Source organism: Streptomyces sp. NPDC037054 (genome assembly GCF_055606745.1).
This window is the reverse complement of sequence record NZ_JBVJSJ010000012.1, coordinates 188,135-201,903: the sequence shown is the minus strand read 5'-3', so window position 1 is coordinate 201,903 and position 13,769 is coordinate 188,135. Positions and strand designations below refer to the sequence as shown.

Genomic DNA, 13,769 nt, shown 5'->3' with positions numbered 1-13,769 from the left:
TGTTCCTTCCCCCGTTCCTTCTCAGGTTGTGGCTTTCATCGCGTGGTGCTCACCGCTCGGTGTCGTCGCTCGGGGCACATCGCTCGGCGCTCATCGCTTCGAGAGCACGGTCAACTGGCCCTCGTTGACGGTCACTTCACGGCCGCGCAGCACGACCTCGGCACCCGCGCCGGTCGCGATGACGACGGCCTCGCGGGTGATGCGGATGTAGGCGCCGCCCTGGGCCTGCAGGAGGATGCCCTGGTCGGCACCGGGCGTGTCGCTCATCACGATCTTGTGCGCGCCGGGTGTCTGCACCACGACGGGCTTGTTCGGCGACGCGCCCTGGAGTTCGCGGCGCGCGTCGGGCGGCAGTTCCTCGGCGGAGCCGTACCAGCAGCCGGTCCACACCGGGAAGCTGGGATCGCCCTGCTCGAACTCCACCCACACGCCCGCCCCCGGCGGCGGCACGACGAACTGTCCCGACTCCGGTCCGGTGAACGGCAGGCAGGGCAGCGCCCAGGTGGACGGCTCGTCGCCGAGGACGTCCGGGACCTCGACGGTGATCCGGCCGATCCGCAGCGGGTCGTCGTTGCTGACGACCCGGCCGCGGAACTTGCCGAGGTAGCGATTGCTGGGTGCCGCCATGTTGGGCTGCTCCTGGGTGGTCGGTGACGTACGGCGTCACGGCCGTACGTAGTCGCTGCGGGCTTCGAGTCCCTCGCGGGAGAGGGTGAAGTTCTGCTGGAACGAGCCCGGTCGCAGGTTGTGCGTCACGGACTTCACGAAGTAGTCGCCGTCGTACGCCCGTCCGGCGCCGCGCACGCCGACGAGCTGACGGGGCTGGAGGATGTAGCCGTGCCGGTTGACGTCGAGCGAGCCGGATCCGGAGACGACGTCGGCGGAGACGGCGGCGCGGGCCAGCAACTCGGCCTCGGCCTGCTCGCGTTGCTGCTTGGCCGTACCGGAGAGCGTCCTGCGCTTGAGGGCCGGGGTGGGCCGTTTGCCGAGGGGCGGGCGCAGCGGGCTGATGGACGGCTGGGGCAGCAGGGCGGACTGCCGGGTCCCCGGGTCCTGCCAACGGGCCTGCGGCTCCTCGCGGGCGGTGCCGTCGTACGCGAACGTCAGCTGGTCGACCGTCGAGTTGGCGTCCATGTTGACGTTGAGGGCGTGCTGCCGGATGCCGAGCCGCATCTCCGGGCCCCAACGGGCCGAGGACAGACCGGGGTTGGGCCCGGGCTCCAGATAGAAGGTGTACCCGTTGGCGCGGGCGAGGTCGGTGACGTACTGCAGGTCGGTGCCGGTCTGGTAGTGGACGCGGAGGTCCTGGTGCGGGGGCTGGGAGATCTTCTCCCGGTAGACGTCCGGCCGGATGCCGTAGTCGGAGTAGCGCCGCAGGATGGCGAGCACGCGCTCGGAGGGCGGCAGGTTGGGGTAGCGGGCGGTGCGCTCCTCCAGGTCCATGAGGAGGGTGAGGTCCTCGCCGGTGACGGTGAGCGTGGAGTGGCCGGGCTGGTTGCTGGCGCCGACCTCGTGCCGGACGATCAGCCCGTCGAACAGCACGTCGGAGGTGCCCCGGACGGTCACGGTCACGATGATCCGAGTCTTGGGATCGAAGAACCCCTCGGGCAGCAACCGCCGGCTGATGATCCCGTTCTTGGTGAGGTCGAAGGCGAGCTGAAAGCCGCTGCGCTCCCCGGCGGTGGCGGTGATCTGGGCGGACAGCAGGGCCTCGGTCACCTCGGCCGGGACGGGCCGGGCGAGCTTGGGCCCCATGAGGAGCGTGATGTGGACGGGGCCCTGCCCCACGGGCAGGTCAAACACGCCGGTCTCCCCTGCCGCCCGGGAATCCGCCGGTGGCGGGGATGTCGATGACGCGACCGGCCTCGTCCGTCAACTCCCGCGGGTCGAGCACGGGGTTGGCGTCGGCGATCTGCCACCACTGGCCGGGGTCGCCGAAGTAGTGCTGGGCGAGGAGATCGGGCCGCTCGCCGGCGCCGACGGTGTGCGGCTGCGTCTGCTGCTCGTCGAGCGGGGGCAGCAGGCGCCGCTTGGTGTAGCGCACTTCGGTCCCGTCGGGCAGCCGGTGGATCCCGATCTCGGCGTCGTGGTAGCGGCTGGTGCGGGGGTAGGGGTGGGCGCCGGGGATGGAGTCCAGGGCGTTCTCGTAGGGTTCGATGTCGGCCATGGTTCTGTGCTCAGCCCCTTCCGATCACGGCGTTGGTTCCGGAGAGCCCGAGCGAGCCCAGGCCGCCTGCGCGCGCCGCCGCGGCGAGGCGTTCCTTCTGGGCGAGGTGGGCCATGTAGAGGTCGGCGCCACGGTGCCCGGCCGGGAGATCGCTGACGGTGAGGATCTTCATGCCGATGCTGAGCGAGGCGCGGATCGGATTGAGGTTGACGTCGAAGGCGGACTCGTTGACGGAGAGCTCGGTGAGCCGGACCGGCATGACGCGCTTGCTTCCCCAGGTGAAGAGGGTGAGCGGCATCTCGATCGGGCTGATCTCGATGGCGCCCTGCTGCGACAGCCGCATGGACTCCCGGAGTTGGGCGGTGGTGGGCTGCACCAGCATTTCGAGCGTGGCGAGCTGCGGGTGGATGCCGTCGGGGGCGGCGACCTCCAGCTGGTCGGTCGCGTCGATCTCGGCGGTGAACTTCCAGGTCTCCTGGGCGGGGCCCTTGAGGCGGAGAGCTTCGTTCCGGTCGCCGCTGCCGGTGCCCCCGCCCCCGGCGTCACCGCTGTCGCCGGCGGACTGAGGGCTCACGCTGCGTTCGAGCGTGTCCGGGTTGAACTGCAGGACGATGATCCGCTGGGGGGTGCCGGTGTCGGGGTTGACGACGACTATTCCGGAGCGGATGGGTTTGGGGATGTCGGCGTAGCGGGTCACAGGCGTTCCTCTAGTCGGGCCCGCAGGTCCGTGTAGTCGTGGTCTGGGAAGAGGCGGGGCAGGACGTCGAGCATTTCCTGGAGGCCGTCCACCAGCGGGAAGAAGCCCTCACCGCACAGATCCGGCTCGCAGTAGAGGTACTGCCAGCCGATCACACCCTTTGTGACCAGCAGGGTCTCCAGATAGGCCGGGTAGTCCAGCTCCATGGGCATCGCGCCCTGCCGCATGTCGAAGAACCAGACCTCGGGGTCGGTGGCGCCCGGGGTGGCGCGCAGCAGGGACATGCGGCCCGAGCCGGTCTGAGGAGTGTCGTCGAAGATGCGGAGGTCTTTGTAGAGGGCGCGCTGCTCGTCGTCCCCGCCCTTCCAGAACCTCGTCATCCGCATATTGCCGACCGCGCTCATGATGTGGTGGAGCTTGAACTCGCCGACGAGTGACGTGCCGGGACGCCGGGACCGCCAGGCCGCCTCGACCGCGCCGTAGCGGAAGAAGTACTCCTGGATCCGGCGGCTCAGCGGCAGGTCGTCGTTCTCCGCGAGTTCCTCGAAGACCGTCTCGGCGACGTCCAGCAGGTAGACGATCTCGTCCAGCTGCGCCAGGTGCACATCGAATTCGGCGGTCTCCCTGATCTCCTGGAGGAGCTTGGCGCAGCGCTCTTCAAAGGGGTACCGGAATTCTTCTTCGTTGTTCGCCGTCATGACACCGTCCAGCTCACTTCGCTCTCGTCCATCAACTGTTCGTAATTGGCCACCATGCGGTCCAGACCCGCCAGGGAGATTTTGGTTTCCTTGGCGTAGTCCTCCACCATCCGCCGCAACTGACGACCACCGCCTGCCCTCGTCAGCTTGCCGCCCGACCCCAGCAGTTCGGTGCGGGCCTTGACGAAGTGCTCCGCGAGGCGCGGGTGTTTGCCCCCCAGCAGCCTGACCTGGACGGTGGGGGCACCGACGACGTTGATGGACAGGCGGGTCTTCTCGTTCGCGGCGATCGGATCGACACTCTGGCTCCAGGGTTTCGTCGTGCCCTTTGCCCGCCAGTCGTCCGGGCTTTTTCCGGTTCCGCCGACCTTGTCGTAGCCACCGAATTTCGCATGGATGTAGCTCGGCAGGTGAGGCCAGTCGGCGTGGTTGAATTCGGCTCCGGAGTGGTACCAAATGAGGGTTTCCGTATCCCCGATCGCCTTGTACGCCTGATCCTCGACTCCTTCCCGGGCCTTGATGTTCGTCTCGGGACCACGCGCCGGTACCAGGTTGTTCCCCATCGCCTTGCCGCCGATCCGCTCGGGCAGCAAGTGCATTCGGACCCAGCGGGATCCTTCACTCAGCCCTCGGTTCACCACATCGAGCCAGCCAGGTGGCTGTCCCCAGGGGGCCTTGTTGGCGTCCTCCCCGCCGCCCCCGAAGACCGTCTTCGACGGCGTGCCGATGAACTTGGATTCATGCGCCTCGTCCGGCCGCCGCTGCTTGGGGCCGAGCGAGAGATTGGCGAAGGGCTGGAGCCGTTCTTCGGGGATGTCGAAGTAGAGCCGGTTACGAGCCTGGTCGGCGAATTTCTTCATCTGCCGCGCCAGGTCCCTCTTGTTCTTGTCGACCTCCCGTTCCCGCTTCTTCTTGTCTGTCTCGGCAGGGATCCGCGCCTGGATCTTCAGCGCCACCTGGTACTCGTTCTCGGCCGCGTCCACGTACTCCTGCTGCTTCGCCCTGTCCTTCTCGGCCTCTGGCTTTTGAAGGTCCTTGCTCCATTCCGCCATGAACGGCGGCACTTCCTTCGGCGTGCTGTGGATGTACAGGGGCGCGCGCGGGCCCCGGCCGTGGAACCGCAGCGTGTGCCGCTCGCCGTCGTCGGCATCGGCGTACCGCACCTGCGGCAGGTCCACCGGCTCCGTGGCGTCGTCGCGCCGATCCCGGCCCGGGCGCCGGGAGCGGTCGTCACGCATCCGGTCCCGGCGCCTGCGCCACAGGTCCCGCAGGCGCCGCAGGCGGTCGTTCAGGCGACTGCCGAGCCGACGACGGGCCTTGCCGTAAAGCTTGCGGGCGGCGCGACGCGCACGGTCGGCTGCCGCCTTGATGGTCTGGCGGGCGCGTCGGACCCGGCGGGGACGGTCCCCGGGACGGCGATCCTGGTCACGGTCCCGGTCGGTGTCGCGACGCCGGTCGTCCGTACGGCGCCTGTCGTCGGGGCCGCGCCTGTCGTCCGTACGCCGGTCGTCGGCCCGCGTACTCCTGGGGTCGCGGTCCCGGTCGTCCGTACGGTCCGTGCCGGCACGACGCCGGTCGGGGCGGAGCGTGTCGCGGGCCGGACCGCGACGCGCGGGGCCGGCCGTGCGGCGGTCGCGGTCCTCGTCGCGCGTCCTCTTCTCCGCCTCCTTCGCCCTCCGCCTGGCGGCATTGACCTCGCGGCCCTCCTCACGGCGTTCGTCGTCGTCGCGGCGCTTCTTCGGGCGGGTGGTGTGTGAGGGGCGCGGCTTCTTCTCGGGGGAAGAGCGTTTCCCAGGGCGGGGCTTGGACCCGGGGCGAGACCTCTTGTCCGGCGAAGGCTTGCGGGGGGCCGGACGGTCGGCCGGCCTCTCCGTGGCGGACGGCTCGTCGTCCTTCGGCTTGTCGTCCTTGGGCTTGTTCGGTGCCGAAGGTTGCCCCGGCGCGTCCGGCTGCCCGGGCTTGTCCTTCTTCGAGCGGATGTTCTTCAGCATGTCGCCGAGCCGCTCCGCGACCTTGCCCATGAACCTGCCGACGCCCTCGATCAGGAACGTGTAGACCAGCTCCAGCAGGGCCACGACACTGGCCGCGACCGCCTTCGCGAAGGGCAGCGCGCCATTGCCGCTCTTGACCGACTTCAGGAAGTCCATGAACAGGCCGAAGGCGGCGAGGATTTCGCTCAGCGCTCCCCATGCCGTCTGGAGGGCGTCGATGATCGCCATCACCCACCCGGCGCCGGGGATCAGCTTGGCGACCACCTTCTCCAGAACCAGCACACCGATGATCACGGGCAGTTGGGGTACCGCCTCGTCCCAGGCCATCTGGGCCATCTGATCGACGGTCACCCCGCCGTCGATCAGGGCCTGGAAGTCCTCCATCGGGATGCCGATGATCTCCTGGACCTTCTGGTTGAACCAGGCCTTGACCGCGGTCTTGATCTCGTTGAAGAGGTGGTCCCGGGCCCCGGTCTCGGCCGCGGCGCCCGCCTTGCTGATCCAGTCACCGGGGTCGGAGACGATGTCGTTGAAGATGGCGGCCCACTCGCCGAGCGCCGCGACGGCGGCGGCACCGAACTCCAGGGCGCCGACGGTGACGGCCTCGGCGACATCGACGGCCGCCAGCAGTCCCGTCTCCAGCACGTCGAGGCCGGCGAGCAGCGCGCCGCACAAGCCGTCGAGAAGCTTTCCGGCGACCTCCTTGAGGGCGTCGGCGAACTCGTTGACCTTCTGCACGGCCCAGTCGCGTGCCCCGTCAATGGTGTTGCGCCACTTGTCGCGCATCGCCGGGTAGTCGGCGAGGAGTTCGTCGCCGAGGGCGATCAGGGCGTCGGCGAAGGTGTTGATCTGCTCGATGACCCAGTTGCGGGCGTCGTCGATGAGCTTGAAGACCTGCTGCTTGAACTTGTCGATGAGGTCGGTGACGACCTGACGGGCCTTCTCGAAGATGCCCTTGATGGCGTTCTTGAGGCCCTCGAAGAACTCCTTCAGCTTCTCGATGGCCTCTTCGAGCCAGTTGTCGGCGTCGTCCTTGCCCTCGTCCTGCTTCTTCTCCGCGTCCCGTTCGGCGTTGGTCTGTTCCGTCTCGATCTTCTTGTTGTCGTCCTCGGTGCGCTTGTCGACGTCCTTGTCGGTGTCCTCTTCCTTCTTCTTGATGTCCTTCCGGACGGCGTCGTACTTCTTGCCCTTCTTGTCGTCGATCTCCGAGACCTTGTCGTCCTGCTCCTTGCGCCACTGGTCGCGGGAGTCGGAGATGTCGGAGCGGCCCTTGTCGCGGGCGTCGGCCTGCTTCCTGCCGCTGGCGTCGACCTCGCGCTTGAGGTCCTCGTCGTACTGCTTGCGGTCGTCCGTGGCCTTCTTGTCCTTGGCCTGGCGCTCCTGGCCCATCTTCTGGCCGCCTTCGGCGAAGCCGGCCTGGATCTGCGGGCCACGGTCGTGCTCGGCGACGGCGGAGGCGGACTCGATGGGAACGCCCCCGGACACCGAGCGCGGTCCGCTCGCCTTGGCGCCCTTCTTCCCGCCGGCGACCTTGCCGGTCAGGGTCTCCTTGGGGACGTCCGGGTAGATCTGGTCCTCGCCCATGGGCCGGGCCGCGTCGTCACGGCCCGCCCGGTGCAGCTCCGTCTTCCGCTCGTCGAGTTTCTGACCCTGTTCGTCCGTGCGCTGCGGGTCGGAGTCGTTCTCCAGCGGAAGCCTCGGGGCATCGCCCACCCGGGCGTTCTGCAGGCCCTCGTCCTTGGTCGGGAGCCCGAGGATCGAGTCGATCAGGTCGTCGAGCGGCAGGATCTCCTTCAGCAGCTTGCCGAACAGCTGGGCGCCGATGGTGAGGGCGATGTCCCACCAGCTCGGCTCCGGCACGTTCGCGCCCGGCACCTCGCCTTCCGGCTTGTGCTCGCCGGTGATCTCGGGCGTCTTGCCCGGCGCGGCCTCGGTACGGGCGACCTTGGCGTTGGTGTAGGTGCCGGGGGCCGCCGGCGTGGGGCCACCGGGCACGGTGCGCGGCGAACCGGACGGCCGCTGCGTCGTGGGCGGCGCCTTGCGCAGGGCGGAGCGCTCCTTGTCGACGGAGCGGCCCACGGCGGCGTCGACGCCCTTCAGGGTCTCCAGGGCCTGGTGCGGTTTGAGCGACCCCGCCGTGGCCAGGCCCGACTCGGGCGTGGCGCTGGAGACGTCCGGGGCCGGTGCCTCCTTCTTGGGCTTCGAACCGCCGGCGGGTGCGGTACGGCCGCCACCGCCACGGCCGCCGGACCGGACGGGTGCGGGCGCGGAAGCCGTACGTCCGCCGCCCCCGCCGCTCCTGCGTGCGGTCTTCGCGGCCTGCCGTGCCGCCTGCCGCTTGCCGCCCGCCGGCCGGGCACGCGAGCCCGTCGAACCCCCCGTCGCCCCGCCGGATCCCGGTGCCTCGGTGGCCTTCGGAGTGTTGGTCCTCGCCTCCGGGCCGGCGGACAGGGCAGGACCATTGCCCGGTGCCAGCTTCGGGGCGGTGACAGGTCCCGGGGCGGATACCTTGTCGGGGCCGGTCACAGGGCCGGGAGAGGTGGCGTCGCCGTTGCCCTCGGTCACGTCCTGGTCGCCTGCGGGGGGCGCGGCGGGGGCAGGCTGTGTGCCGTCCTTGCCCTGGTCCGTGCCCTTCCCGTCCTGACCGGCCGCGTTGCCGCCCTGTTCCGCGCCCTTGTCGGCCTGTCGGCCCTGTTCCTTCCCTCCGCCTGCACCTGTCTCCGTCCCGCTCCGGCCTGAGGTGCCCGCCTCGGCTCCCGCCTTGCCTTCTCCCTGGCCGCGGCTCGCGCCGTCCGACGCGGCCCGGGTGCCTTGGGCACCCTGGGCACCCGACGGCGAACCCGAAGCCTGGGTACGGGCGTCCTCGTCCGCCTTGGCCAACTGGTCGGGTCCGGCCGCCTCACCTGGAGCGGGCACGGTGTCCTGTCCGGCGCCGTCGGCGGCGCGTGCCTCCTCGTCACGCCGTGCGGCCTCGGCGTCTTCCTTGCGTTCCTCGGCCCGCTCCTTGTCCGCGTCCTTCCCCGTGACGGACGCGGACGCCCCCACCGCTCCGGCCCCCAGCGACAGGCCCGCCCCGGTCGGCCCGCCGCCGTCGGCCGCCTCGTCCTGATCCGCGGTCACGCCCTCCATGAGCTCCTGAACCGCCCGGTCCTCGACGTCGTCCTCGTCCGTGCGCGCGGCAGCGTCAGGGGCGGTCTCGGGTTCCGCCGTGTCCTGGACGTCGTCCGCGGCCGACGGGCCGTCGGAGAAGGTGAGGGCCTGCGCACGGGGCTCTCCCCGCTTGCGCCGTTGGAACAACCGGGGGTCGACCGCCGTGTCCTCGCCCGACGGCGCGGTGTCGGCGTCCGACGCGCGGCTGTCGCTCGCCTCCTCGTCGGCGTCCGGCTCGGTGTCGGCCTCGGCGGACTCCGTGTCCAGCCCCAACGGCTCGTCGTCGGCGTCCTGTTCGTTCTCGGGGTCACCGATGGTGCGGGCCGCACCAATGTCGACGCCGGTGCGTGGCCGCTCGCCCGGCTCCGCTCCGCTGCGGTCCACCGCCGGCGGGGCGGCGGCCTGCTGCCCAGCGGTCTCGGCCTGCCGCGGCCCCTGCTCCCCGGCCTGCTTCTCCGGTTCCGGCGCGGCCTCCTCCTGAGCCCCGTCCGTCTCCTCCCGCGCCTGCTGCTCGTCGCTCTGGTCCTGCTCCTTCTGTTCCTGCCCGCTGTCCGCCTCGGCCTTGCGTTCTTCCGAGGCGTCCTTCTGTGCGCCCCGACCGGAGGCGTCCCGCTCCTCCTCGCGGTCCTGGGACCGTTCCTGCTGCCGCCCGGCCGACTCCTGCCGGTCCCGGGCAGAGCCCTGCCCGCCCGATGCGTCACGGTCGCCGCCCTCGGCGGTCTGATCCTCGGTGTCCTGGTCCTCGGTGGGCTCGTCCTGCCGTTCGCCGGGCCTCGTCCGCCCGCCGTCCTCCTGCCGTCCGCCCGCCTCCCGGGGTGCGTCCGCGCGCTCGCCCTCTTCCTGCCGCCCCTCGGCCGAGGCCCGCCGGCGCTCCTCCTCGACCTCCTCCGCCGCCCCGGGCACGGCCAGGGGAGCCGCGGCTGCCTCCGACGGCAACGGACCCGCCTGCTCCGTCTCCTCCACGGCCTCCAGCAGCCGGTCGAGCATCGGCGTGGGCAGCCGCATCTCCAGCCGGTCGAGCACGATGTCCTGCACCTGGGGCGCCATCCGCGCCAGCTGCAGCCTCACCCGCCCCGACCGGTCCTCCGGGTCACCGCGCAGGGAGCGCAGCAGAGTGTTGGCCATGCGGTCCACGACGGTCGCCGGGTCCAGTTGCTCCATACGTCGGCGGTCGGCGTCGACCGCGGCGTACCGCAGCCAGCCGGGCGTGGCCAGGCCCTGCTCGACGTCCACCTGCTCGGTGCCCCCGGCAGCCGGCTGCTCCACGAGGTCCCGCGCCGCCGCTTCCGCCTCCCGCTCGATCGCCTGCTGCGGCAGGCTCACCGCGCCCAGTTCACGCCCGGCACGCAAGGTGCCGAGACCGTGCGGGTTCTGCACGGTGTGCAGAAGCTCGTGCGCGAGCAGGCGCCGGCCCTCGTCGGTGCCGGGCTTGAAGGTGCCCTCGGCGAAGAAGACGTCCTGGCCGACCGCGACCGCGTCCGCGCCGAGGAGGTCCGTCAGCTGCTCTGCGTCGCGGCCGGTGTGCAGGCGTACGCGGCTGAGGTCGTGGCCGAGCCGCTCCTCCAGCTCCCGTCGCACTCCCGGGTCGAGGGGCTGACCGGCACCGCTGACGATGTCTTTGGGTTCGGGCGTACGGGACTTGGCGGCCCGTTCCCTGCGCTTGCGGCGGCGCTGCTCGGCCGACTGCTCCGAGTCGGCCTGCTGGGCCTGCGAGTTGCTCATCGCGTCACCTCCCCGTGGCCACTGAGCCCTTCATGCACCACGCGAGCCAGTTCCTGGCCGAGGCGGCGGGCGGACAGCCCGGCCGGCAGGGGTGGCAGGCCGGCGAGTGCGTCGGCCGTGAGGGCGCCGTCGGCCGCCATCGGCACCCCGTGGACGCGGATCAGCCTGGTCAGCTCGTGTTCGAAGGCGGCGGACACCCGCTCCGGGTCCACGCGGAAACCGTGCAGGGCTAGTTCGCCGATCTCCACCCGGATCTCGCGGGGACCGTCGTCGCGAGGGTTCCTGTTCACACCCATCCGCGGACCTCCGTCGGCGTCAAGGAGCGCTCCAGCTTGAGGTATTCGATGCGGGCCGCCGCGAGCATGTGGCGCATGTGCAGCGCCTCGCCCTCCTCGGCGGCCAGGAACGCCCCGGACAGGGCGATGTTGCGGATCGAGCCGCCGGCGACGGTGAGCTGGGCCAGCTTCTCGAAGTCGATGTCCTTGACCGGGGTCTGCGGCGGCAGGACCCGGCGCCAGATCTCGGCCCGCTCGTGCTCGGCCGGGAACGGGAAGTCCACGACGAACCGGATGCGGCGCAGGAACGCCGTGTCCAGGGCCTGCTTCATGTTGGTCGTGAGGACGGCGAGGCCGCGGTAGGCCTCCATGCGCATGAGCAGGTAGCTCACTTCGAGGTTGGCGTACCGGTCGTGGCTGTCCTTGACCTCGCTGCGCTTGCCGAACAGCGCGTCGGCCTCGTCGAACAGGAGCAGCGCCCCGCCGCGTTCGGCGGCGTCGAAGACGCGGCGCAGGTTCTTCTCCGTCTCGCCGATGTACTTGCTGACGACCTGCGAGAGGTCGATGACGAAGAGATCCAGGCCGAGTTCCTTCGCCATCACCTCGGCGGCCAGTGTCTTTCCGGTGCCGGAGCTGCCGGCGAACAGGGCGGTGACGCCGAGTCCGCGCCGCAGGGTGGCCGCGAAGCCCCACTCCTGGTGGACCTTCGGCCGCTGGCGCACATGGGCGACGATCTCCCGCAGCACGTGCGTCTGCCGCTCGTGCAGCACCAGGTCGGCCCAGCCCGCCCGGGGCTCGATACGGCGGCCCAGTTCATCCATGCCGACCCGGGCCTCGTCGAGACCGGCGCGCCAGGCGAGGGTGGCTGCGTCGAGTTCGTCCTCGGCGGGCAGATCACGGCGTACGGCGGCCGCGGCGGAGCGCACGACGTGGGGCGGCAGCTGGAACTGGGCCACCAGGGACCGCAGGTCGTGGTCGGTGAGGTCGGTGACGTCCTGGAACTCGCCTGCCCACAGGGCGAGTTGCTCCTCGTCGTCCAGGCGGGGCACGCTCACCCGGGCGGCGTGCGAACGCTCGGTGCGCAGGGGGTCCTCGCTGGAGACGACCACCGGTACGGCGGCGCCCGCCAGGAAGGCCTCGGTCGCCGCCCGCTGGTCGCGGTCGAGTTCGCCCACCTCGACCAGGAGCGCGGCGGGCAGCAGGATCGCCTCGCGCTGCCACAGCCGGGCGAGCCGGTCGCGTTCCGCCGCGTCGGTCGGGACGTCCTCGGCGCTCATGGCGTAGAGCCCGAGCCCCGTGCGGGCGGCCGCCGCGGCGGCGATGTCGGCCCGGCTGCGCACGTCGCCGCCGGTCACCTCGACCAGCGGCGCTACGCCGGTCCCGCCGGCCCAGCCCGCCGCGAGCCGGGTCGCGGCGTGGTCGTACGACGGCGGCAGCGTCTCCGGCACGGGCGTGCGGCGCACCTGGCCGTGCAGCCGGGCGTCGAGGTAGGGCGAGCCGAGCAGGAAGTGCAGGACGCGTTCGTCGAGCCGCAGGCGGGAGGTGGTGAGGCGGGTCTCGTCGTCCAGTTCCACGATGCGCCAGCGGCGCAGCGGGGCGACCGGGGTGAGGGCGCTCCAGTGGGCGTGGTCGAGGGCGGCCAGGGCGAGGGAGAAGGTGGGGTGGGCGCGTTCCGGGTCGCCGCTGGCGGCGGCGCAGCGGGCGGCCGTGGTGGGGTCGAGTTCGTAGGCGGCGGTGAGGAGGACGACGTCCCGTTCGAAGGCGGTGAGGCCGAAGCAGGCGAGGAGCGCGTCGAGGGGGGCCGTGCCGGGTCCGGCGGCGGGTTCGATCGTGGTGCCGGGGGCCGCCGCGGGTGCCGGAGAGTCACCGGTCGCGTCGGCGCGGGCGGCGTGGGTGTCGAGGCGGGTCAGGACGCGCCGGATCTCGGCGGTCAGCGTCGCGCCGCCGCCGTCGCGGGCACCGGTCGGCCCGGCCGCGTGCGTTCCCCCTGCTCCCATGTCCTCACCCGCCCCCGTCGGTGTCACTTCGCCTCAGTTCTCCGTGTCCGTGCCGCCGCCGTTGCGGCGTGGTCTCGCGTTGCTGTCCGTGCCGTCGTTCTTCGCGTCGGCGGCGGGTTTCGCCGTCTTCTTCGCAGCCTGCGTCTTCTTCACGTCCTGTGTCGTTTTCGCGGCCTGCGTCGTCTTCGCGGCCTTGGTGGCCCTGCGGGCGCGGGTGGCCGGTGCCTTGGTGGTGGTCTTCGGTTCCGTCGTGGCGGCGGCCTTCGCCACCGTCCTGGCGGGCGTCCGGGCGAGCGGGCCGCCCTGCGGGGCCCGCTGCGCGGTCGCTTCGGGGCGGCCGCCGGTGCCGCCCCCGGTGGCCGGTGCGCGGGCGGGCGCCGGGGGCCCGGGCGGCACCGGCGCCCCCGGCGCCCCGAACGGCAGCACCCGCACGTCGGCCCGCTCCACCGGCCGGCCCGGGACCGGCGTCTCCAGGCCGTCGATGAAGACGAGGGCCGCCTGGTACACGACGGACAGCGCGTACGGGGTCTGGTGGAGCATCCCCCACAGCTTCGACGTCTCGTCGATGTCCATGACCGTCGGCGTGAATCGCACGCGCTGCGCGGCCTCGGCGAGGTTGCTGCCCGCGAGGAACGGCTTCTCCCCGGCGCGTTCGATGACGTCCTTCGGCAGGATCGGCGTCTCGTGCAGGGTGCGGACGACGGAGCCGATGAGGCGCTGGCCCACCAGGTCCTTCTCGTCGCCGTACGCGCTGATCAGGTAGTGCAGGTCAAGGGCGGCCGAGGCGCGGCGCACGAGGGTGCCGTCGGCGGCGCGGGTGGGCAGGTCGTTGTTGCGCTGCGAGGTGTTGGGCGTGACCTGGTAGAGGAACACGGAGATGGCGGGGTCGCCCTGCGGCTCGGCGGGCGGCTTGCGCACCTCGACCTTGACGGCCTCGTCGACCTCCGGTCGCAGGTTGTCCGCGATCAACAGGGCGAGGGCCTGGCTGACATGGGCGATGGCGAGTGCGTTGCTCATGGCGTCGGTTCCTCGGTCCCTGTCCTCGTGGTCCTACGCGGCCGCTGCGCGCGGC

At 71.5% G+C, this 13,769-nt stretch carries 9 protein-coding genes; all 9 read right to left on the bottom strand.

Annotated features, from left to right (window positions below; all coding sequences use genetic code 11):
- Positions 1-90 precede the first annotated feature (90 nt).
- Genes ACZ7D7_RS26690 through ACZ7D7_RS26650 form a run of 9 tightly spaced genes read right to left on the bottom strand, consistent with a single transcriptional unit; the run spans position 91 to position 13,714 of the window.
- Entirely contained in the window at positions 91-627 is a 537-nt protein-coding gene (locus ACZ7D7_RS26690) for a phage baseplate assembly protein V (RefSeq protein WP_470827511.1), read from the bottom strand.
- A gap of 36 nt (positions 628-663) precedes the next feature.
- Positions 664-1,803 (bottom strand): hypothetical protein, encoded by a 1,140-nt coding sequence (locus ACZ7D7_RS26685; RefSeq protein WP_470827509.1) that lies wholly within the window; start codon positions 1,801-1,803, stop codon positions 664-666.
- Complete coding sequence (locus tag ACZ7D7_RS26680; RefSeq protein ID WP_470827507.1) at positions 1,796-2,167, bottom strand: LysM peptidoglycan-binding domain-containing protein; 372 nt, start codon at positions 2,165-2,167, stop codon at positions 1,796-1,798. Before ACZ7D7_RS26680 ends, ACZ7D7_RS26685 begins: the two co-directional genes overlap by 8 nt.
- A gap of 10 nt (positions 2,168-2,177) precedes the next feature.
- The gene (locus ACZ7D7_RS26675) at positions 2,178-2,864 is read right to left on the bottom strand and encodes a hypothetical protein (RefSeq protein ID WP_470827506.1); all 687 of its coding nucleotides are present in this window, start codon (positions 2,862-2,864) and stop codon (positions 2,178-2,180) included.
- Positions 2,861-3,562 (bottom strand): hypothetical protein, encoded by a 702-nt coding sequence (locus tag ACZ7D7_RS26670; RefSeq protein WP_470827504.1) that lies wholly within the window; start codon positions 3,560-3,562, stop codon positions 2,861-2,863. The genes ACZ7D7_RS26675 and ACZ7D7_RS26670 overlap by 4 nt, the downstream gene beginning before the upstream one ends.
- Positions 3,559-10,425, bottom strand: coding sequence for an eCIS core domain-containing protein (locus ACZ7D7_RS26665; protein ID WP_470827503.1), 6,867 nt, complete (start codon positions 10,423-10,425; stop codon positions 3,559-3,561). The genes ACZ7D7_RS26670 and ACZ7D7_RS26665 overlap by 4 nt, the downstream gene beginning before the upstream one ends.
- Complete coding sequence (locus tag ACZ7D7_RS26660; protein WP_470827501.1) at positions 10,422-10,721, bottom strand: hypothetical protein; 300 nt, start codon at positions 10,719-10,721, stop codon at positions 10,422-10,424. Before ACZ7D7_RS26660 ends, ACZ7D7_RS26665 begins: the two co-directional genes overlap by 4 nt.
- Positions 10,712-12,697, bottom strand: a complete 1,986-nt coding sequence (locus tag ACZ7D7_RS26655; protein ID WP_470827500.1) for an AAA family ATPase — start codon at positions 12,695-12,697, stop codon at positions 10,712-10,714. The genes ACZ7D7_RS26660 and ACZ7D7_RS26655 overlap by 10 nt, the downstream gene beginning before the upstream one ends.
- 33 nt (positions 12,698-12,730) lie before the next feature.
- Positions 12,731-13,714, bottom strand: coding sequence for a Pvc16 family protein (locus tag ACZ7D7_RS26650; RefSeq protein ID WP_470827498.1), 984 nt, complete (start codon positions 13,712-13,714; stop codon positions 12,731-12,733).
- Between the last annotated feature and the right edge of the window lie 55 nt (positions 13,715-13,769).

Excerpts from the sequence above, each read along its gene's own strand:
- ACZ7D7_RS26665 (WP_470827503.1), bottom strand. The coding sequence starts at position 10,425 with ATGAGCAACTCGCAGGCCCAGCAGGCCGACTCGGAGCAGTCGGCCGAG.
- ACZ7D7_RS26660 (WP_470827501.1), bottom strand. The coding sequence starts at position 10,721 with ATGGGTGTGAACAGGAACCCTCGCGACGACGGTCCCCGCGAGATCCGG.
- ACZ7D7_RS26670 (WP_470827504.1), bottom strand. The coding sequence starts at position 3,562 with ATGACGGCGAACAACGAAGAAGAATTCCGGTACCCCTTTGAAGAGCGC.
- ACZ7D7_RS26690 (WP_470827511.1), bottom strand. The coding sequence starts at position 627 with ATGGCGGCACCCAGCAATCGCTACCTCGGCAAGTTCCGCGGCCGGGTC.
- ACZ7D7_RS26650 (WP_470827498.1), bottom strand. The coding sequence starts at position 13,714 with ATGAGCAACGCACTCGCCATCGCCCATGTCAGCCAGGCCCTCGCCCTG.
- ACZ7D7_RS26655 (WP_470827500.1), bottom strand. The coding sequence starts at position 12,697 with ATGGGAGCAGGGGGAACGCACGCGGCCGGGCCGACCGGTGCCCGCGAC.
- ACZ7D7_RS26680 (WP_470827507.1), bottom strand. The coding sequence starts at position 2,167 with ATGGCCGACATCGAACCCTACGAGAACGCCCTGGACTCCATCCCCGGC.